The sequence below is a fragment of the Streptomyces sp. NPDC012466 genome (assembly GCF_042955215.1).
In the GTDB taxonomy this organism is placed as follows: domain Bacteria; phylum Actinomycetota; class Actinomycetes; order Streptomycetales; family Streptomycetaceae; genus Streptomyces.
In genome coordinates this window covers 73,181-92,768 of record NZ_JBIBEQ010000016.1, presented here as the reverse complement: position 1 = coordinate 92,768, position 19,588 = coordinate 73,181, and the positions used below count along the sequence as shown (strand labels likewise).

Genomic DNA, 19,588 nt, shown 5'->3' with positions numbered 1-19,588 from the left:
CGCAGGTCGCACGCCGGGGGCGCGGCGCACGACTTCATGCGCGCCACCCCCGTACATCACTCGCCCGGCCGTACGAAGACCGTGCGTCCGCCCACCACGGTGCGCAGACAGACGGGCAGGTCGCGGCCCGGAGTGAGGTCGGGCAGACCGGGCGTGCCGGAACGGGGATCCGTCGACCAGCGCGCCACGCGGTCGTCCGGGGCCTGGACGACGAGTTCGCCGGTGCGCCAGACGGCGTAGTCGGCGGGGGTGCCCGGGACCAGAACGCCCGCGTCGTCCCGTCCGACGGCCCGCCAGCCGCCGCGCGTGTGCGCCGTGAACGCGGCGCGCACGGAGACGCGGTGCTCCGGTGTGCGGTGGAAGGCGGCGGCCCTGACCGTGCCCCACGGGTCGAGCGGGGTGACGGGACTGTCGGAGCCGAAGGCGAGCGGGACACCGGCGCGCAGCAGGGCCGCGAAGGGGTTGAGGGCGCGGGCCCGTTCGACGCCCAGGCGCTGCGCGTACATGCCCTCCTCGCCGCCCCACAGGGCGTCGAAGGCGGGCTGTACCGAAGCGGTGAGGCCGAGTTCGGCGAAGGCGGCGACACTCTCCGGGGTGAGCATCTCGGCGTGCTCGACGCGGTGGCGGGCGGCCCGGATCCGGGCGAGGCCGAGCTTCTCGGCGGCGGCGCGCACGCCCTCCACCACGGCGTCCACGGCCGCGTCGCCGATGGCGTGGAAACCGGCCTGCAGGCCCTCCTCGGTGCAGGCCACGACGTGCGCCGCGACCGCGGCGGCGTCCAGATACGCGATACCGGTGTCCCCGGTGTCGGCGTACGGCTGGTGCAGACAGGCCGTGTGGGAGCCGAGGGCGCCGTCGACGAACAGATCCCCCGCGGCTCCGGACGCGCCCAGCTCGCGGGCCTTGGCGACGTCCTGTTCGGCCCAGTAGCCGACGACGCGCGGTCCGGGTTCCGCCGCGGCGAGGCGCAACAGGCCGGTGAAGTCGTCCTCGGAGGAGATCTCGGGCCCGGCGCACTCGTGGACCGTGCCGATGCCGAGCGAGACGGCGTGCGCGAGGGCGGCACGCTGTGCCTCGGTGCGCTGCCGGGACGTCACGGCTGCGAACGCGGCGGCCCGCACGGCGTGATGGGCGCCGGCGGTGAGCGGACCGTCCTCGCGGGTGACCTCGGGAACCAGGTCGAGCAGGGCGGTGCTCACCACCGCCGAGTGGACGTCGATCCGGCTGAGGTAGAGGGGCCGGTGCCCGGCGGCCTCGTCGAGCTCGGCCCGCGCCGGGGGCCGGCCGCCGGGCCAGCGGGCGGCGTCCCAGCCGTGCCCGAGCAGCACACGGTCGTCCGGGCGGGCGGCGGCGAAGTCCCGTACGAGGGCGAGGGCGGCTTCGAGGGAGGGGGCGCCCGACAGATCGAGACCGGTCAGGGCGAGCCCGGTGGCAGTGGTGTGCACATGCGCGTCGGTGAACGCGGGGGTCACCAGGGCCCCGTCGAGGTCGACCACCTCGTCGACGCCGTCGGCAAAGGCGTCAGCGGCCCCCTCGGACCCCACCCACGCGACCTGTCCCCGCTCCACGACCATCGCGGTGGCGAAGGGATCGGCAGGGCTGTGCACCTCGCCACGGCGGAGCAGAACGGTCTTCGGCGGCACACTGGACTCACTCATGGAGCACAGTCTCACAGGCCGCCCTCGGCGCCCCGCAAAGGGGCGCGGGACGATGTCGAGGTGCGGCTCCGCCGCGAGGGCGCGATCAAGCGCACAGGCCCCGCAGCCGCAGCACCGACCGGTCAGATCCTGGGAGGCCGCGCCTCATAGGGCGTGGACAACACCACAGTCGTCCGGGTCGACACCCCGGCCAGCGACCGCAGCCGGGCCAGCAGTTCCTCCAGCTCGTGCGGTGTGGCGACCCGCACCTTGAGGATGTAGTTCTCGTCCCCCGCGACACTGTGGCACGCCTCGATCTCCGGCACGCCGGCCAGCCGGTCCGCGATGTCGTCGGGCGCGCTGGGATCGAACGGTTTCACCGAGATGAACGCCGTCATCGGCAGCCCCACGGCCTCCGGGTCGACGACCGCGGCATAGCCCCGGATGACACCCCGCTGCTCCAGCCGCCGCACCCGCTGATGCACGGCCGACGTGGACAGGCCCGTGGCCTTGCCCAGGTCGGTGTAGCTCATCCGCCCGTCCTTGACGAGCAGCTGCACGATCTGTCGGTCCAGCTCCTCCATGGCGCAAGAACCTACAGGGCGGTTGATCTCCTGGGATACCTGAGCAGCCCGGTCATGCCCGCTTCGTGATGTGGGCGGAAGCGGGCTGTCAGCCGTCCGGGGGACAAACACACCGCAGCGGACACCTGCGCGGGGCATGTGACGAACGCCACAGGCCTCGAACAGTCTCCGTAATGTTCTCGTGATTACCGCCCAGGGGGCGCGGGAAGTGCTTGCTGTGGTCGAGGCCGCAGTGCCTGATACGGCCCAGCCTTAGGGGGAGAACCCAATGCAGAGTCTTAAGCGCCCTGGTCGCACCGCACCCAAGCGGCAGCAGCTCGTCGTCGAGCCCGAGCCGGAGGGCGTCGAACCCGACACCTTCGACGACGAACTCGACGCCTACGACACGTTCGAGATGTTCCGGGTCGTCTGCCCGGACTGCGCGCAGCCCATCGCCCTGCTGGCGGACGAGGAGGTCCTGCCGGAGCACGCGATGTGCGCCTCGCCGTGGAACCCCTTCGGACTCACGGTCTGCGCCGGAACCGGCCGCAGGGCCGCGGACGCCCGCCCCGCGGACGAGTCCGTGGAACCTCAGGAGCAGGACACCGCCCTGCTGTTGACGCTCCCCCAGGGGCTCGACTGGCGGACCCAGCCCTTCTCGCACGTCGGCGGTCCGGGCTCGCGCCCCATCAGGGTCCCCGTCATGCGCCGCCACGCGGCCTGAGCGCGGGCCTTCTCCGCCCGCCCGCTCCACTCCCGTAGCTGCCCCGCGCCACGGCTCGCAGACCGCCGTGGTGCGGGATCAGTGCGCCCGGAGGCGGGCCGATCCGGGCGGGCACTGAACGCACGCCCGATTCCACCATCCGGTGACCTGTCCGGGCCCTGCCGCGTTGCCCTGGTATGACCCCCATCTCCTCAGCGACCGGGCGTCAGCGCCTCCTGTACGTCCCGCCGCCCGCAGAATCGGTTCGGCCGGCTCCGTCCCGCTATCAGGACCCGCCGATCTACCGCGACCTGATGCGGACCTGGGCCGAGGGCGGCCGCACCCTGCCGGGCCGGCACGACCCGGAGTGGATGCGGCTCGCCGCCCCCTGGCGGGGCCTCGACCAGTTCAGCGTCCCTCTGGACCCACGAGATGACGGGCGATGACCATCCGCTGGATCTGGTTGGTGCCCTCCACGATCTGCAGCACCTTGGCCTCGCGCATGTAGCGCTCGGCCGGGAAGTCGGCGGTGTAGCCGTAGCCGCCGAGGATCTGCACGGCGTCGGTGGTGACCCGCATCGCCGTGTCGGTGCAGTGCAGCTTGGCCATGGCGGCCTGCCGCGCGAAGGGCCGGCCCGCGTCCTTCAGCCGGGCCGCGGCGAGGTAGAGCGCGCGGCCGGCCTCGATCTGCGTCGCCATGTCGGCGAGCATGAACCGCAGCCCCTGGAAGTCGGCGATCGGCTTGCCGAACTGGCGCCTCTCGGTCGCGTAGGCCAGCGCCTCGTCGAGAGCCGCTTGCGCCACGCCGATGGCGCACGCCGAGATGCCGAGCCGCCCCGAGTCGAGCGAGGACAGGGCGATCGCGAAGCCCTGGCCCTCCTCGCCGATGCGCCGGTCGTCCGGGACGCGGACGCCGTCGAAGTGGACCTGCGCGGTGGGCGAGCCCTTCATGCCCATCTTCTTCTCCGGCACGGCGGCGCTCAGCCCCTCGGCGTCGCCGGGCACCAGGAACGCGCTGATCCCGCGCGGGCCCTCATCGCCGGTGCGCGCCATCACCGTGTAGAAGTCGGCGATCCCGCCGTGCGTGATCCAGGCCTTGGTGCCGGTGATCACCCAGCCGTCGCCGTCCCGCACGGCCTTGGTGCGCAGGGCGGCGGCGTCCGAGCCGGAGTGGGGTTCGGAGAGGCAGTAGGCGCCGAGCAGGCCGCCGCCGAGCATCGCGGGCAGGTGCTCGACCTGCTGCTCCTTGGTGCCGTAGGCGGCGAGCGCGTAGGAGGCCAGGGAGTGGACGCTGACGCCGAGACCGACGGTGAGACGGGCGGCGGCGAGCTCCTCCAGGACCTGGAGGTAGACCTCGTAGGGCTGGTCACCGCCGCCGTACTCGGAGTCGTACGGCAGGCCGAGCAGTCCTGAGCGGGAGAGCAGGGTGAACAGCTCGCGCGGGAAGCGGCCGGCATCCTCCTCCTCGGCCGCCTTCGGGGTGATCTCCTGCTGCGCGATGTCGCGCACGAGTGAGATCAGGTCCCGGGCCTCCTCCGTGGGCAGTTGTCGGTCCACCGGCTGCGGGGCGCGGTCGGGCATGGCGACGCTCTCCTCCCTGTCGGGCACTGGCGGGCGGGCCCATGGGTGGGGGGCGGCGCCGCCGGGTCGTTCTGGTGCCTGGCCGATGCTTGCAGTCCCGGGTCTCGGAAGCTGCTGACCAGCGGCTGTGCGCTGTGAGTATGCCCGATCGGAGGCATCTCGTCACCAGTTAACGACCGCTTACTTCAAGAAATGGCCGAGCGCATCCGGAGGGGCGGAATTGGTCCGCACCATTGACCCAACTGGTCTAGTCCTCCTACTGTTTCGCTCCACCGAATCACCGCGTTCATGCCAATGGGCGCGGCGTTCCCCTCTCCCCACGAGGAGACACCGGATGCACACCCCCCACCCCTCCCGCTTCCGGGCCATCGTGTCCGCGGCCTGTTGCGCCGTCCTCGGCGCCGGCCTGCTGGCCGGCGCGGGCACCTCCGCCTCCGCGGCGACCTCGGCTCAGAAGGCCGCCGCAGCCACGAAGGACGCTCCCGGCGCCAGAGCCGCGGGCTCCAAGGTCATCGGGTACTTCACCGAATGGGGCACCTACGACCGCAAGTACTACGTCAAGAACATCGAGACGTCCGGATCGGGCGGCAAGCTCACCCACATCAACTACGCCTTCGGCAACGTCACCGGCGGCAAGTGCGCCATGGGCGACGGGTACGCCGCCACCGACCGGGCCTACACCGCCGCCGAGTCCGTCGACGGCAAGGCCGACACCTGGGACCAGCCGCTGCGCGGCAACTTCAACCAGTTGCGCAAGCTGAAGCAGAAGCACCCGAACCTCAAGGTCCTGTGGTCCTTCGGCGGCTGGACCTGGTCGGCCGGCTTCGGCGAGGCCGCGAAGAACCCGGCCGCCTTCGCCCAGTCCTGCTACGACCTCGTCGAGAACTTCAAGTGGGCCGACGTCTTCGACGGCATCGACATCGACTGGGAGTACCCGAACGCCTGTGGCGCCACCTGCGACACCAGCGGCAAGGCGGCCTTCAAGAACCTGATGCAGGCCTTGCGCGCCAAGTTCGGCCCGCAAAACCTCGTCACCGCGGCGATCACCGCCGACGCCACCCCGGGCGGCAAGATCGACGCGGCGGACTACGCGGGCGCCGCCCCGTACGTCGACTGGTACAACCCGATGACGTACGACTTCTTCGGTGCCTGGGACGCCGCGGGTCCGACCGCTCCGCACTCGCCGCTGACCTCGTACTCCGGCATCCCCAAGGCGGACAACCACAGCGCGGCGACCATCGCGAAGCTCAAGGGCCTCGGCATCCCTGCCTCGAAACTGCTGCTCGGCATCGGCTTCTACGGCCGCGGCTGGACGGGCGTGACGCAGTCCGCCCCGGGCGGCACCGCGACCGGCCCGGCGGCGGGCACGTACGAGCAGGGCATCGAGGACTACAAGGTCCTCAGGACCACGTGCCCGGCGACGGGGACGGTGGCCGGCACGGCGTACGCCAAGTGCGGCACCAACTGGTGGAGTTACGACACCCCGGCCACCATCGGCACCAAGATGAACTACAAGAACCAGCAGGGCCTGGGCGGCACGTTCTTCTGGGAGCTGAGCGGCGACACGTCGAACGGTGAACTGATCAAGGCCATCAGGTAACGCCCGGAGCGAGGGGCGGAGGTCCGCTGCGGACCCTCCGCCCCTTCGTCATGCGCCCCGGCGGGCGGGCTGCGGGGCCGGGTAGGCCGGGTCGAGTTCCTCGATCGCGCGCAGAGCGCCGCCGAGGGTCTTCACCAACAGCTCGCACATGGTGGCGCGGGGCAGTTCGGGACGGTCGATCCATTCGAGCGTGGCACCCTCGACGCTGCACACCCAGGCCAGCAGCCCCATCCGCGCCAGCGCGGTGATGTCGACACGGCCGTACGCGCCCTCGGCGATGGTCGCCACCACCGCCTCGCGCACCCCGTCGCGGAGGGCGTGCACCTCGGTGTCGAAGCCGACGCCGCCGCTGACGATCGTGCGGTACGCGGCCTGGTTGTGCTCGGCGTAGCGCAGATAGCTGTCGACGGTGAGCTGGACCCGGTCGACCGGGGGCAGTTCGCGACCGCTCGCCGCCAGCGTGACCAGTTCGGTGACGGAGTCCTGGATGATGGCCAGGTAGTAGCCGCGCTTGGACTGGAAGTAGTAGTAGATCAGCCCCTTGGCGACGTGCGCCTGCCGGGCGATGTCGTCCATCGACAGGGCGTCGTAGGAGATGTCGGCGAACAACCTCCGCCCGATGGCGATGAGTTCGGCACGGCGCGCCATCGAGCGCTCGGTGCCGCGGGCCCTGGGGCGCGCGGCAGGCTGGGGACTGATGTTCAAGGTCGACCCTGGTCTCGACAGGCGGGGGCGGGACCTCCGCAGTATGGCAGGCGCCGACGCCGGGTCGTGGGTCAGGTCACAGCAGTCCGAGCTGGGTCACGAGCATCGCGACGACCACGACGAGGGTCCATCCCATGACGTGCTCGACGATCTTCGGGCCGTCTTCCTGAGGGCCGCCGGTGCGGACGCGGGTGGCGGTGGCGCAGTGTGCGGTCATGGCTTCTCGCAGGGTCGGTGGTGCGGACGGACTCCCCCCGAAGTCCTGTCCACCTTGCCACCGGGAGCGGCTTTTGCGGCCGAGAGCTTGGTCACACGCGGACGCCCACGGCCGTCAGGGCCTTGCGCTGAGCCGCGCTCGGGCGGGCCGGGAAGTACAGGTAACAGATCCCGCCGGTACCGGAGGCGACCTTGCCGGAGGCGTTGTACCGCTTCGTCCTGAGCCAGATGTTCTCCCACTCGCGCCTGCGGTAGACGCGTCGCACGGCCTCGTCGGTCGCGGAGAAGGGATCGTTGGCGATCACGTCGCCCTCGGCGGTGAAGCCGATGACCGTCATCAGGTGCCCGGCGGTGCCGTACCCGGCGCCGGTCAGCTCCTCCTTCAGGAACGACTGGGACGTTATGGCCGGGATGCCCGCGGCGATCAGCCTCTCCAGTTCGGTGAGCGAGCCGAGCCGGGTGACCACGCCCTGGAGGTCCTTGAACGTGGCCGCGTAGGCGGCGTTGAACGGCCAGTTGCCGCAGCCCCCGTACTGGTAGTCGTAGGTGAACCGGGCCGCGTGGCAGACCTGCGGATCGGTGTACGACGGGTCGACCCAGGCGAGTTGCTCCTCGGTGAGCCGGCCGCCCCAGTACTCGATGATCATCTGGGAGGACGTCGGGCTGCACCAGGCTTCGCCGCCGTTGTCGTACTCGGGATACCGGCCCTTGTGGATCTCCTGCGAATAGCGCGGGACGGCCAGTTCCTTCGCGAGGCCGGGCGCGGACGCCGGGACGGTGAACCGGTCGGGCACGTCGGAGCCCATGGCGCCGAGCCGCCAGACGGTGGGGGTGGCCTTGGTGCCGGGCTTGCGGTAGAGGGTCAGGCGCAGCCTGTACGAGGCCAGGCGCAGGCCGGTCGACGGGTCGTCGATCGCCAGGGTGTCGGTCCAGACCGTGCTCTTGCCGTCGCTCTGGTCGTCGACCGAGGTGCGCCGGATGTCCTGGTCGCCCGCCGCCCAGCGGCCCATCACGTACCAGGGGGTGCTGGTGCCGTCGGTGTAGGTGCCCCTGATCTCGGCCTGGATCCAGGTGCCGGCCGGGGTGCGCGCGTTCCAGGAGACGATCGCCTCGGTCGCGGGGACGGTGAGCCGGTGGACGGGCGAGGTCCAGGTGCCGTACTCCCACGCCGCGGTGGTGCCGGTGTGCGGGTCCGTGTAGTCGGCCGTTCCGACGGGCCCGGCGATCACCAGGCCCGGGCGGGTGCCCGCGACGGCCCGGGTGCCCTTGGGGGTGCCGCCGCGCCAGTCGCCGTAGGAGATCCAGGCCCGGTTGTCGACGGTGGGGGCCGGGACCGCCCGGGCGGGGTCCGCGGTGTCGGTCGTCATGGTGGCCTCGGGGTCGGCGGCCGCCGGACCCGCGCCCGCGGTGACGGCGGCGGCGACCGCGGCGGCCAGGACGGTTCTGCGGGAGGGCTGTTCGGCTCTGCGCATGGCGGGGACCCCCGGATGTCGGAGTCGGGCAGGGGCGGGGCAGGTCCGTGCACGGCCGGACGCATCCGTGCGTGCGCCACATATGAGCACAGCCCGCCCTGTCCTGCCAGCACTTCGACGCGCGCCACGCCCACCAATATTGGCGTCGACCAGTGGCGACCGCGCAGGACACCGTCGTTAGAGTGCTGCGCGAGATGAATCCGTCCTTCCGTCCCGCACCGGGCCCCGCCGTCCACGACCTGGCCATCCGGATCCGCCGCCTCTCCCCCTCCTGCGGCCCGGTCCGCCTCGTCGGCGTCGACGGGCACGCCGGATCCGGAAAGAGCACGTTCGCCGGGCGGTTGGCCACGGCGCTGGGCGGTGCGCCGGTGCTGCGCCTCGACGACATCGCCAGCCACGACGCGCTCTTCGACTGGACCGGGCGGCTGCTGGACCAGGTGATCGAGCCGCTCTCCCAGGGCCGGACCGCGCACTACACCCCCTACGACTGGCGGGACCGGCGCTTCGGCCCGCCGGTCCCGCTCCCGCCCGCTCCGGTGCTCCTCGTGGAGGGCGTCGGCGCGGGGCGCCGGGCGCTGCGCTCCCACCTGGCCCTGCTGCTGTGGATGGAGCTGCCGCGCGAGGAGGCCTGGGCGCGAGGACGGTCGCGGGACGGGGTGGAGCAGCGGGAATTCTGGGACGGCTGGGTCCCGGCGGAGCGCCGGCACTTCGCCGGTGATCCCTCGCGACCGTTCGCCGACCTTCTGGTGCGGCAGGGCGACGAGGGATACGAGGTGCTCCCGGGACCTGCCGGGACGGTGGGACCGGACCAGCCCCTCACGCACGGTGACGGACCGCCCGCAGTGTGCTGAACGTGTGAAGGGCCTTGTGGGACAACTCGTCGCAGTGCTTCAACTCGGCTTGACCGCCGGGCCGTACAGGTCTTACGTTCTCAATGTGCGGCATCGAAGCCGCCCGCAGACGCGAAGCCCCCGGTTGTTCCCCCGTGATCGGGGGCTTCGTTCTGCCCTCTTCCTGTCTTCCGGCCGCCGCGGGGGCGCCGACCACTCACCCTGGGTCACCGCGCGCGAGTCCGTCGCGTCCGCTCCCACCTCGCCGAACGGCCCGTGCGGCACCCTACGGGGGCGCCGCCCGCGACGGTACGATGCCCTCGTCGCGACCTGCGGACGGTTGCTTCGCGCACGGCAACTCCGGTCCGTGGCACAGCGGTTCGAGCAGGGCAGCCGGCTGGGGGACGGCTCGTTGGCATACCGACGGGGGCACGGTTCGTGGGGGACGTGATGGACTTCGGCACGCAGGGCCCTCAGGCCCCGGCCGACCTCGCCTGGCTGCGAGGCGTGGACGCCTACACCATGGGCGCCTATCCGCAGGCGGAGGAGGAGTTCCGCGCCGCCGTTCGCATGGACTCCGGGATGGCCGACGGCTGGCTCGGACTGCACGCGCTGCGCGTCGACACGACGACCGCGCTGCTGCGGATGTTCCAGCACCGCGACCGCTTCGGGGAGCAGCGCTCCCGCTACCGCCGCGCGCTCAACTCCTGGTACTGGCTGGGCTGGTGGGTGCAGCCCGTACTGGAGAGTCCCCGCGACCTGCTCCTCGCGCACGCCTCCCACTGGCTCGACGGCCGCCATGTCCCCGAGCTGGACCGGGCGCTCGCCGGGCTGCCGCCGGTGGACACCGACCACCAGGTCCGCTTCCTGCACTCCTGCCGCGCCTATCTGGTCAAGGACTGGGAACAGCTCGTCCGCCACACCGACCCGCTGCTCGACGATCCCATGCTCGGCATCGAGGCCGGCCTGTTCGGCGGCATGGCCAGGGTCCGCCTGGAGATGTACGGCCAGGCCGAACCACTGCTGGCCGCCGCACTGATGCGCTGCCGCAGCGAGCAGCCGCAGCGCAAGGAGCTGCGGTACTGGCTGGCCCGGGCCCACGAGGGCACCGGCCGCAGTGCCGCCGCGCTCCCCCTGTACCGGGCCGTGCACCGCGTCGACCCGGCCTTCATGGACACCTCCGCCCGGCTCGCCGCGATAGCCGAGGGCGACGGATACGACGACGTCACGGACCTCGCCGCGATCACGCTCACCGGCGCGGGCCAGGACGTCGTGGACGGGCCGGACGGGTTCGATCCGCTCTTCGGACTGGAGGGGCGCGACCTGAGGCTGCCCGACCCCGAGCCGGCGATCACTCCCCTGCCGCCGGTGACCGTCCCGCCGGTCCGCGAGAGGACCGGCCCGGCCTCCTCCCTGCCCGCCGGGCCGACCGACCCGGCCTTACTGGAGGAAGCACTCGCCGAGCTGGAGGGCATGGTGGGTCTGGAGCCGGTGAAACGCCAGGTCAAGGCGCTGTCGGCGCAGCTGAACATGGCCCGGCTGCGGGCCGGGCAGGGCCTTCCGGTCCAGCCGCCGAAACGGCACTTCGTCTTCTCCGGCCCCTCCGGTACCGGCAAGACCACCGTCGCCCGCATCCTCGGCCGTGTCTTCTACGCGCTCGGGCTGCTCGGCGGCGACCACCTCGTGGAGGCGCAGCGGGCCGATCTGGTGGGCGAGTACCTCGGGCAGACGGCGGTGAAGGCGAACGAGCTGATCGACTCGGCCCTCGGGGGCGTCCTCTTCGTCGACGAGGCCTACTCGCTGTCCAACTCGGGCTACGGCAAGGGGGACGCCTACGGTGACGAGGCCCTGCAGGTGCTGCTGAAGCGCGCGGAGGACAATCGCGACCACCTCGTGGTGATCCTGGCCGGCTACCCGGAGGGCATGGACCGCCTGCTGGCCGCGAACCCCGGGCTGTCGTCCCGTTTCACCACCCGCGTCGACTTCCCGTCGTACCGGCCCCTCGAACTCACCGAGATCGGCAAGGTACTGGCGGCGGAGAACGGTGACCTCTGGGACGAGGAGGCCCTCGACGAGCTGCGGTCCATCGCCGGGCACGTGGTGGACCAGGGGTGGATCGACGAGCTGGGGAACGGGCGGTTCCTGCGGACGCTGTACGAGAAGAGCTGCGCCTACCGGGACTTGCGGTTGTCCCTCTACCCCGGGGCGCTGGGGCGTGAGGATCTCGCGACGCTGCGGTTGCCGGATCTGATGCAGGCGTACGGGGAGGTGCTGTCCGGGCGGGGACCACAGGATCCGCCCGGACCATGAGGAAGCGGCGTGAGTGGGCCGCTCGCTAGGTGGCCAGGACCTCCTCCGACGCCCCACTGCTCCGGGGCTCGGTCAGCCTCACCTCGCGCACCTCACGATGCGCGGGGTCCCGCACCTCCCCCACCAGCAGCTCCAGCACGTCCTCCAGCGCGACCAGCCCGAGCACCTTCCCGGACCCGTCGGCCACCTGGGCCAGGTGGGTCGCCGCGCGCCGCATCACCGTCAGCGCGTCGTCCAGCGGCAGCTCGGAGCGCAGGGTCGTCATGGAACGCCACAGGTGCTGCGGGACGGCCCGGTCGGAGTCCTCCAGGTCGAGGACGTCCTTGACGTGCAAATAGCCCATGAACACGCCGTTGTCCGCGGCGACCGGGAAACGGGAGTAGCCGGTGCGGGCCGTGAGCTCGACGATGCGGCCGGGGGTGACCGACGGTCTGACCGTCACCAGGGACTCGCGCTTGAGCAGGACGTCCGTGACCGGGCGGGAGCCCAGCTCCAGGGCGTCCTCCAGGCGTTCGGCCTCCTCGGGGTCGAGCAGGCCCGCCTGGCCGGCGTCCTCCACCAGCCGGTTGAGCTGCTCGCTGGTGAAAACGGCCTCGACCTCGTCCTTGGGCTCCACGTGGAAGAGCCGCAGGATGCCCTGGGAGCAGGCGCCGAGGGCGGCGGTGATGGGCTTGCAGAAGCGGGCGAACCAGACCAGGCCGGGGCTCAGCCACAGCGCGGCCTTCTCCGGGGCCGCCATCGCCAGGTTCTTCGGGACCATCTCGCCGATGACGAGGTGGAAGAAGACCACGGCGGCGAGGGCGATGACGTAGGTGAGCGGATGGATCACGCCCTCGGGCAGGTGGATCCGCTCGAAGACCGGCTCCAGCAGGTGCGCGACGGTCGGTTCGGCGACCGCGCCGAGGGTCAGCGAGCAGATCGTGATGCCGAACTGGGCCGCCGCCATCATCTGCGGCAGCCGCTCCAGCCCGTAGAGGACCTGCCGGGAGCGGGCGGTGCCGAGCGGCTCGATCTGGCTGCGGCGTACGGAGACCAGCGCGAACTCGGCGCCGACGAAGAAGCCGTTGGCGAGCACGAGCAGCGCCGCGAAGAGAAGCTGGAGCACGCTCATCGGACGGCCTCCGCCATGGAGACCACGGGGGCGGTCCGCACCAGCCGGACCCGTTCCGCGCGGTAGTGGCCGACCTGGCGCACGGACAGCCGCCAGCCGGGCAGCTCCGCCTTGTCCCCGACGGCCGGGATACGGCCCAGCAGGTCGGCGATCAGGCCCGCGACGGTCTCGTACGGGCCTTCGGGCACGTCCAGGCCTATGCGCTGCAGGATGTCGACCCGGCAGCTGCCGTCGACGTCCCAGGCGGGCCTGCCGTCCTCCGGCGGCGCGGCGGCCAGCTCGGGCAGGTCGTGTCCGTCGTGCTCGTCGCGGACCTCGCCGACGAGTTCCTCGACGATGTCCTCCAGCGTGACGACACCGGCGGTGCCGCCGTACTCGTCGACGACGACCGCGATGGGCTGCTCGCTGCGCAGGCGGGCGAGGAGCGGCTGCACGGGCAGCGTCTCGGGGACGAGCAGCGCCGGGCGGGCGATGCGGCCGACGGGGGTGCGCAGCCGGTCCTGGACGGGCACGGCCAGGGCGTCCTTGAGGTGGACCATGCCGACGACCTCGTCGATCCTCTCCCGGTAGACGGGGAAGCGGGACAGGCCGGTGGCCCGGGTCAGGTTGACCACGTCCTCGGCGGTGGCCGAGGACTGCAGGGCGCTGACCTTCACGCGCGGCGTCATCACGTGCTGCGCGGTCAGCTCGCCCAGCGACAGGGTCCGGACGAACAGATCGGCCGTGTCCTGTTCCAGGGCTCCGGCCCGGGCGGAGTGGCGGGCCAGGGAGACGAGTTCACCGGGGGTGCGGGCGGAGGCCAGTTCCTCGGTGGGTTCGACGCCCAGGGCGCGCACGAGCCGGTTCGCGACGGCGTTGAGGCCGGCGATGACCGGCCGGAACAGCCGGGCGAAGACATGCTGCGGGCCCGCGACGAAGCGCGCGACCTGCAACGGCCTGGACACCGCCCAGTTCTTGGGCAGGAGCTCGCCGATCACCATCTGCACGGCGGAGGCCAGCAGCATGCCGACCACGACCGTGACACCGGAGACGGCTCCCGCGGGGACGCCGACCGCGGTGAACGGGCCGTGCAGCAGCTCGGCGAGCGCCGGTTCGGCGAGCATGCCGACGACGAGCGAGGTGATGGTGATGCCGAGCTGGGTGCCGGAGAGCTGGAAGGACAGTTCCTTGAGCGATTCCACGACACGGTGGGCGCGCCGGTCACCCTCGGCGGCGGCCTTCTCGGCCTCCGGGCGCTCGACCGTCACGAGTCCGAACTCGGCCGCCACGAAGAATCCGTTGGCGAGAATCAGCAGGAACGCGGCTGCCAGGAGCAGCAGGGGGGTGGTCATGATGCCGCCGCCTCCGCACGGTCGCGTACCTCGGCAACGAGGTCCGCGCTATGTCGGCAGGGGGCGGCGCAGGTACTGCAGGACGATCCGTCCATCGCCGGAGGGGGTCACTCCTCGGTTAGCAGGGGCCTCTGCGCACCGGTCGGGGCAACAGAGGCGGAGGCGCATCCATCACGCCTCCGCCAACAGATTAATCAAGACACGGCCCGGTGCGGCAGTGGCGGCCGCCGGGAGGATGCCCGGCGTCAGTCCCGAGGCCCGTCGGGGCCCGCCGCGGAACGGGCCTCGGCGAGCGCCCGCAGGGCCCGGGCGTCGGCGATCGCGCGCTGCTTGGCCAGGCCCGGCTGGATGCCCAGAGCAGGCAGGCTGGTGCCGTCGCTGAGGTTGAGGAAGACCCAGGGGTCGCCGGGCCGGAGGGTCACCTGGAGGATCTCGGCCCAGTCCAGCCGGCGCTTGTTCGTGAGATTGACGACAGTGACGCCGTCCTCGTCGGCGACGACCTTGGGCCGCGCCAGGAGGAGCAGTACGGCGTCCAGCAGGAGCGCCGTGAAGACGAAGCTGACGCGCTCGCCGGGGCTGAGCTGCTTCAGCAGCATCGCGACCGCCGTGATCACCACGAAGACGGCGACGGCTGCGGTGAGCAGCACCACGCGGGTGCTGCCCGGCCGGAAGGTGACGGGCAGGGTGGGCAGATCGGACATCGGTGCGCGCCCCTCAGAGACGGCAGGCGTGGATGGCCGTGGTCAGGATGGCCCGGGCGCCGATGTCGTACAGGTCGTCCATGATCCGCTGGGCTTCCTTGGCCGGAACCATCGCGCGGACGGCGACCCAGCCCTCGTTGTGCAGCGGGGAGACCGTCGGGGACTCCAGGCCCGGCGTGAGGGCCACGGCCTTCTCCAGCTGCTCGACACGGCAGTCGTAGTCCATCATCACGTACGTCCGGGCGACCAGGACGCCCTGGAGGCGGCGCAGGAACTGCTGCACCTTGGGGTCGTCGGGCTCCGCGCCGGTGCGGCGGATCACGACGGCCTCGGACTGCATGATCGGCTCGCCGGCGACCTCCAGGCCCGCGTTGCGCAGGGAGGTGCCGGTCTCGACGACGTCGGCGATGACCTGGGCGACGCCGAGCTGGATGGCGGTCTCGACGGCGCCGTCGAGGTGGACGACGGAGGCGTCGATGCCGTGCTCGGCGAGGTGCGCCGCGACGATGCCCTCGTAGGAGGTGGCGATCGTCTTGCCCGCCAGGTCCGCCAGGCCGCCGATCGTGCCGGGCTTGGTGGCGTAGCGGAAGGTGGAGCGGGCGAAGCCGAGGGCGAGGATCTCCTCGGCTTCGGCGCCGGAGTCGATGAGCAGGTCCCGGCCGGTGAGGCCGATGTCCAGCTGACCGGAGGCCACGTAGATCGCGATGTCGCGGGGGCGGAGGTAGAAGAACTCGACCTCGTTCACCGGGTCGACGATCCGCAGTTCCTTGGACTCCCGGCGCTGCTGGTAGCCGGCCTCATGCAGCATCTCCGCCGCAGGGCCTGACAGGGAACCCTTGTTGGGGACGGCGATGCGCAGCATGAGGTCGGCTTCCTTTGCGTGGGTGTCGTACGGGGACGGGTGCGGCTTACAGGTGGGCGTAGACGTCGTCGAGGGAGATGCCGCGGGCGACCATCATCACCTGGACGTGGTACAGCAGCTGCGAGATCTCCTCGGCGGCCGCCTCCTTGCCCTCGTACTCGGCGGCCATCCACACCTCGGCGGCCTCTTCGACGACCTTCTTGCCGATGGCGTGGACGCCCTTCCCGACCAGTTCTGCGGTGCGGGAAGTGGCGGGGTCGCCCTGGGCGGCCTTGTGCTGGAGCTCGGTGAAGAGCTCCTCGAACGTCTTCTTGGACATGGTGTCGCTCAGCCTATGCCACACACGGCTTTCGTCAGCGCCAGGGTTCGGATACTGAGCGGAGGGTGGCCGCGGTCGCGACCGCGGCCGTCACCGCCTCGTGCCCCTTGTCCTCGTGGGAGCCCTCGATTCCGGCGCGGTCCAGGGCCTGCTCCTCGGTGTCGCAGGTCAGCACGCCGAAGCCGACGGGGACGCCGGTGTCGACGGAGACCTGGGTGAGGCCCTGGGTCACGCCCTGGCACACGTACTCGAAGTGGGGGGTTCCGCCGCGGATGACGACGCCGAGGGCGACGATCGCGTCGTAACCGCGGCCCGCGAGGACCTTGGCGACGACCGGGAGCTCCCAGCTGCCGGGGACCCTCAGCAGGGTCGGCTCGTCGATGCCCAGGTCGTGCAGGGCGCGCAGGGCGCCGTCGACCAGGCCGTTCATCACCTTCTCGTGCCACTGTGCCGCGATGACGGCGACCCGGAGGTCACCCACATTGCGTACGGACAGCTCCGGTGCACCCTTGCCGCTCACGTCTCTCCCTCTGTGCTTTCTTACTGGTTGCCGCAGGCCGGCACGGTCGTCGTGTCCAGCCAGGGCAGGTCGTGGCCCATCCGGTCCCGCTTGGTGCGCAGGTAGCGGAGGTTGTGCTCGCCGGCGCTCACGGGCATCGGCACGCGCGCCCTGACCGCGATGCCGTGCCGCACGAGCGCGTCGGTCTTGTCGGGGTTGTTGGTCAGCAGCCGGACACCGCGCACGCCGAGGTCGGCGAGGATCTGGGCGCCCGCCGCGTAGTCGCGGGCGTCGGCGGGCAGGCCGAGTTCGAGGTTGGCGTCGAGGGTGTCGCGGCCGCGCTCCTGCAGTTCGTAGGCGCGCAGCTTGGACATCAGGCCGATGCCGCGGCCCTCGTGTCCGCGCAGGTAGACCACCACGCCCCGGCCCTCGGCCTGGATGCGGGCCAGGGAGGCGTCCAGCTGGGGTCCGCAGTCGCAACGGGCGGAGCCGAAGACGTCGCCGGTGAGGCATTCGGAGTGGACCCGGACGAGGACGTCCTGGCCGTCGCCGATCTCGCCGTGCACCAGGGCGACGTGCTCGACGCCGTCGACGATGGAGCGGTAGCCGTAGGCCGTGAAGGTGCCGTGGGCGGTGGGCAGTTGGGTCCTGGCCTCGCGGCGGACGGTGGGCTCGCTGCTGCGGCGGTAGGCGATCAGATCCTCGATGGAGATGATCGTCAGGCCGTGCTTGCGGGCGAAGGGGATCAGCTCGGGCAGGCGCAGCATGGTGCCGTCCTCGCCGGCGATCTCGACGATCGCGCCGGCCGGGCGCAGGCCCGCGAGGCGGGCGAGGTCGACCGCGGCCTCGGTGTGGCCGTTGCGGGTCAGGACGCCTCCGGGGCGGGCGCGCAGCGGGAAGATGTGGCCGGGGCGGACGAATTCGTCGGGTCCGCTGACGCCGTCGGCGAGCAGCCGGAGGGTGGTGGCGCGGTCGGAGGCGGAGATGCCGGTGCTCACGCCGTGGGCGGCGGAGGCGTCGACGGAGACCGTGAACGCGGTCTTCATCGACTCGGTGTTGTCCTCGACCATCTGCGGGAGGTTCAGCCGGTCCAGTTCCTCGCCCTCCATGGGGGCGCAGATCAGGCCGCGGCACTCGCTCATCATGAAGGCGACGATCTCGGGGGTGGCCTTCTCGGCGGCGATGACGAGGTCGCCCTCGTTCTCCCGGTCCTCGTCGTCGACGACCACGACGGGGCGGCCGGCCGCGATGTCGGCGATGGCCTGCTCGACGGGGTCGAGGGCGAAGGTCTCGACGTCGTCGGAGCTGTACAGGGCGGTGGTCGAGGGGGTGGCGCGAAGCGCCTCGTTCAGGGTGGTGGCGGGTGACGGGCGGGCAGTCATGCCGGCGCTCCTTCCAGGGTGGGCCGCGCGGCCTGACGCGAGCGCAGCCACCAGTCGCGCAGGCCCCACAGGACGAGCGCGCCGTAGATGACGTAGACGAAGCCGGAGAAGGCGTAGCCGTTGGCGAAGTTGAGGGGCACGCCGACGAGGTCGACGAGCAGCCAGGCGAACCAGAACTCGACCATGCCGCGGGCCTGGGCGTACATGGCGACGACGGTGCCGACGAAGATGTAGGCGTCCGGCCAGGGGTCCCAGGAGAGGGTGGGGTACGCGGTGAAGAGCAGCGCCACCGCGACCGTGCCGGCGGCGGCCGCCGCGGCCATCGCCGCGCGCTCGCGCCAGGTGGCGAACCGGACGGCGATGTGGCCGTCCTCGCCCTGCCCCGTGCCGCGCTGCCACTGCCACCAGCCGTACAGGGCGACGACCATGACGACCGCCTGCTTGCCGGCGCTGCCGGTGAGGTGGCCGAAGAAGGCGCCGAAGAGGATGAGGCCGGCCAGGAACTGCACGGGCCAGGTCCAGATGGAGCGCCGCCAGCCGAGGGCGAGGGCGGCCAGGCCGAAGAGGTTGCCGACCATGTCGGACCAGAGGATGTGCTGGCCGAAGAGGGCGAACGCCTCGGAGTTCAGCGTGTTCACCGGGCCGCCCCCTGCGCGCGGTCGCCGAGCATCCGCTCGACGTACTTGGCGATGACGTCCACCTCGAGGTTGACCGGGTCGCCGGGCTGCTTGTGGCCGAGCGTGGTCAGGGCGAGGGTGGTGGGGATGAGGCTCACGGTGAAGTGGTCGGAGCCGGCGTCGACGACGGTGAGGCTGATGCCGTCGACGGTGATGGAGCCCTTTTCGACCACGTACCGGGTGAGGTCGGCGGGGAGGGAGATCTTCACGATCTCCCAGTTCTCGGAGGGCTCGCGCTCCAGGATGTGGCCGGTGCCGTCCACGTGGCCCTGCACGATGTGCCCGCCGAGGCGTTCGCCGACGGCCATGGGGCGTTCGAGGTTGACGCGGGAGCCGGCCTTCAGGGCGCCGAGGCTGGAGCGGTTCAGGGTCTCGGCCATGACGTCGGCGGTGAACTCGTCACCCTCGTGCTCGACGACCGTGAGGCAGACGCCGTTGACGGCGATGGAGTCGCCGTGTTTCGCGCCTTCGGTGACGACGGGGCCGCGCAGCCGGAAGCGACAGGCGTCGTCGAGGTTCTCGACGGCGGTGACCTCGCCCAGCTCTTCGACGATTCCGGTGAACACTTCCCGGGTCCTCCTGCCTCTTCGGGCACGGACTCCGGGGCTGTCGATGACGACAGAAAGTACGAGCAGGACACCGGGGACGACGCCGGACGGAGTCCGCCACGGGGACGGACTTCTGGGCGGCGCGCACGGATGCCCGCTCGCCGCGCACTGCCTCCCATCCGGACTTTAACCGTCGGTCCAGGAATTTCACCTGGTCAACCGGCCGCTGGAGGCGACCGGGTCGCGGACTGTAACCGCCGGTTCGGACTTTCACCGACCCCGGAGTGCGCTGCTACTGATACAGGGCCAGTGTGCCACGCCTGATCGACGTTCAAAGAGGAGAAGTGTGTGGGCTGCCTCACAGACCGTGTCGCACCCCTTCCCGAGCGCGACCGGCCCTCAACATCCGTTCCGGGCCGGTCCCTTGAGGCCGCCATTGGTACACACCTATTGACGATGTGGTCTAGTCCTTTCTAGGGTCGGCCTCAGGGTCGACCGACCCCCCACCGACCGGCCCGGCGGCGGTGACGACGGCCCTTGC

At 71.6% G+C, this 19,588-nt stretch carries 20 protein-coding genes and 1 riboswitch; of the genes, 5 read left to right on the top strand and 15 right to left on the bottom strand.

The annotated features are described in order from the left end of the window. Positions 1 to 56: 56 nt before the first annotated feature. The gene (locus ACFY9E_RS38395; protein WP_390992890.1) at positions 57 to 1,658 is read right to left on the bottom strand and encodes an amidohydrolase family protein; all 1,602 of its coding nucleotides are present in this window, start codon (positions 1,656 to 1,658) and stop codon (positions 57 to 59) included. A gap of 122 nt (positions 1,659 to 1,780) precedes the next feature. Further along, complete coding sequence (locus ACFY9E_RS38390; RefSeq protein ID WP_004002750.1) at positions 1,781 to 2,221, bottom strand: Lrp/AsnC family transcriptional regulator; 441 nt, start codon at positions 2,219 to 2,221, stop codon at positions 1,781 to 1,783. 268 nt (positions 2,222 to 2,489) lie between these two features. On the opposite strand from ACFY9E_RS38390, the gene ACFY9E_RS38385 reads away from it, so the two are divergent. Next, positions 2,490 to 2,924, top strand: a complete 435-nt coding sequence (locus ACFY9E_RS38385) for a hypothetical protein (RefSeq protein WP_390992887.1) — start codon at positions 2,490 to 2,492, stop codon at positions 2,922 to 2,924. Between the two features lie 176 nt (positions 2,925 to 3,100). Further along, on the top strand, positions 3,101 to 3,349 hold the full coding sequence (locus tag ACFY9E_RS38380; protein ID WP_390992884.1) for a hypothetical protein: 249 nt from the start codon (positions 3,101 to 3,103) through the stop codon (positions 3,347 to 3,349). On the opposite strand, the gene ACFY9E_RS38375 is transcribed toward ACFY9E_RS38380, so the two are convergent. Further along, positions 3,312 to 4,484 (bottom strand): acyl-CoA dehydrogenase family protein, encoded by a 1,173-nt coding sequence (locus ACFY9E_RS38375; protein WP_390992882.1) that lies wholly within the window; start codon positions 4,482 to 4,484, stop codon positions 3,312 to 3,314. The genes ACFY9E_RS38380 and ACFY9E_RS38375 overlap by 38 nt on opposite strands. Before the next feature lie 334 nt (positions 4,485 to 4,818). On the opposite strand from ACFY9E_RS38375, the gene ACFY9E_RS38370 reads away from it, so the two are divergent. After that, the gene (locus ACFY9E_RS38370) at positions 4,819 to 6,084 is read left to right on the top strand and encodes a glycosyl hydrolase family 18 protein (RefSeq protein WP_390992879.1); all 1,266 of its coding nucleotides are present in this window, start codon (positions 4,819 to 4,821) and stop codon (positions 6,082 to 6,084) included. A gap of 48 nt (positions 6,085 to 6,132) precedes the next feature. Here ACFY9E_RS38370 and ACFY9E_RS38365 read toward each other — a convergent pair whose 3' ends face one another. The 3 genes from ACFY9E_RS38365 to ACFY9E_RS38355 form a co-directional block, all read right to left on the bottom strand. Next, positions 6,133 to 6,789: a TetR family transcriptional regulator gene (locus ACFY9E_RS38365; protein WP_390992877.1), complete on the bottom strand. Its 657-nt coding sequence runs from the start codon at positions 6,787 to 6,789 to the stop codon at positions 6,133 to 6,135. A 76-nt stretch (positions 6,790 to 6,865) separates the two neighbouring features. Continuing rightward, positions 6,866 to 7,006, bottom strand: a complete 141-nt coding sequence (locus tag ACFY9E_RS38360) for an SCO1431 family membrane protein (protein ID WP_390992874.1) — start codon at positions 7,004 to 7,006, stop codon at positions 6,866 to 6,868. Positions 7,007 to 7,097: 91 nt separating this feature from the next. Continuing rightward, positions 7,098 to 8,477: a C39 family peptidase gene (locus ACFY9E_RS38355; RefSeq protein ID WP_390992872.1), complete on the bottom strand. Its 1,380-nt coding sequence runs from the start codon at positions 8,475 to 8,477 to the stop codon at positions 7,098 to 7,100. 194 nt (positions 8,478 to 8,671) lie between these two features. Between ACFY9E_RS38355 and ACFY9E_RS38350 the strand changes: the two genes are divergently transcribed. After that, on the top strand, positions 8,672 to 9,328 hold the full coding sequence (locus ACFY9E_RS38350) for a uridine kinase (protein WP_390992990.1): 657 nt from the start codon (positions 8,672 to 8,674) through the stop codon (positions 9,326 to 9,328). A gap of 429 nt (positions 9,329 to 9,757) precedes the next feature. Next, a complete protein-coding gene (locus ACFY9E_RS38345; RefSeq protein WP_390992987.1) occupies positions 9,758 to 11,617 on the top strand; it encodes an AAA family ATPase in 1,860 nt (619 codons plus the stop codon). A 25-nt stretch (positions 11,618 to 11,642) separates the two neighbouring features. On the opposite strand, the gene ACFY9E_RS38340 is transcribed toward ACFY9E_RS38345, so the two are convergent. The 9 genes from ACFY9E_RS38340 to ACFY9E_RS38300 all read right to left on the bottom strand — a co-directional run bounded on the left by ACFY9E_RS38340 (position 11,643) and on the right by ACFY9E_RS38300 (position 19,065). Next, the gene (locus tag ACFY9E_RS38340) at positions 11,643 to 12,728 is read right to left on the bottom strand and encodes a CNNM domain-containing protein (protein ID WP_390992870.1); all 1,086 of its coding nucleotides are present in this window, start codon (positions 12,726 to 12,728) and stop codon (positions 11,643 to 11,645) included. Then, a complete protein-coding gene (locus tag ACFY9E_RS38335) occupies positions 12,725 to 14,059 on the bottom strand; it encodes a CNNM domain-containing protein (RefSeq protein ID WP_390992867.1) in 1,335 nt (444 codons plus the stop codon). The genes ACFY9E_RS38340 and ACFY9E_RS38335 overlap by 4 nt, the downstream gene beginning before the upstream one ends. Before the next feature lie 245 nt (positions 14,060 to 14,304). Then, the gene (locus ACFY9E_RS38330) at positions 14,305 to 14,760 is read right to left on the bottom strand and encodes a PH domain-containing protein (RefSeq protein WP_390992864.1); all 456 of its coding nucleotides are present in this window, start codon (positions 14,758 to 14,760) and stop codon (positions 14,305 to 14,307) included. Between the two features lie 13 nt (positions 14,761 to 14,773). Continuing rightward, on the bottom strand, positions 14,774 to 15,622 hold the full coding sequence (gene hisG, locus ACFY9E_RS38325) for an ATP phosphoribosyltransferase (protein WP_390992861.1): 849 nt from the start codon (positions 15,620 to 15,622) through the stop codon (positions 14,774 to 14,776). Positions 15,623 to 15,668: 46 nt separating this feature from the next. Continuing rightward, positions 15,669 to 15,941 (bottom strand): phosphoribosyl-ATP diphosphatase, encoded by a 273-nt coding sequence (locus ACFY9E_RS38320; RefSeq protein WP_019983911.1) that lies wholly within the window; start codon positions 15,939 to 15,941, stop codon positions 15,669 to 15,671. Between the two features lie 34 nt (positions 15,942 to 15,975). Beyond that, a complete protein-coding gene (ribH, locus tag ACFY9E_RS38315) occupies positions 15,976 to 16,461 on the bottom strand; it encodes a 6,7-dimethyl-8-ribityllumazine synthase (RefSeq protein ID WP_283972528.1) in 486 nt (161 codons plus the stop codon). 20 nt (positions 16,462 to 16,481) lie between these two features. Continuing rightward, entirely contained in the window at positions 16,482 to 17,822 is a 1,341-nt protein-coding gene (locus ACFY9E_RS38310) for a bifunctional 3,4-dihydroxy-2-butanone-4-phosphate synthase/GTP cyclohydrolase II (RefSeq protein WP_390992857.1), read from the bottom strand. Continuing rightward, complete coding sequence (locus ACFY9E_RS38305; protein ID WP_390992855.1) at positions 17,819 to 18,460, bottom strand: nicotinamide mononucleotide transporter; 642 nt, start codon at positions 18,458 to 18,460, stop codon at positions 17,819 to 17,821. Before ACFY9E_RS38305 ends, ACFY9E_RS38310 begins: the two co-directional genes overlap by 4 nt. After that, the gene (locus tag ACFY9E_RS38300) at positions 18,457 to 19,065 is read right to left on the bottom strand and encodes a riboflavin synthase (RefSeq protein WP_390992852.1); all 609 of its coding nucleotides are present in this window, start codon (positions 19,063 to 19,065) and stop codon (positions 18,457 to 18,459) included. Before ACFY9E_RS38300 ends, ACFY9E_RS38305 begins: the two co-directional genes overlap by 4 nt. 143 nt (positions 19,066 to 19,208) lie before the next feature. Next, a riboswitch (FMN riboswitch) is annotated at positions 19,209 to 19,339 on the bottom strand. Positions 19,340 to 19,588 lie beyond the last annotated feature (249 nt).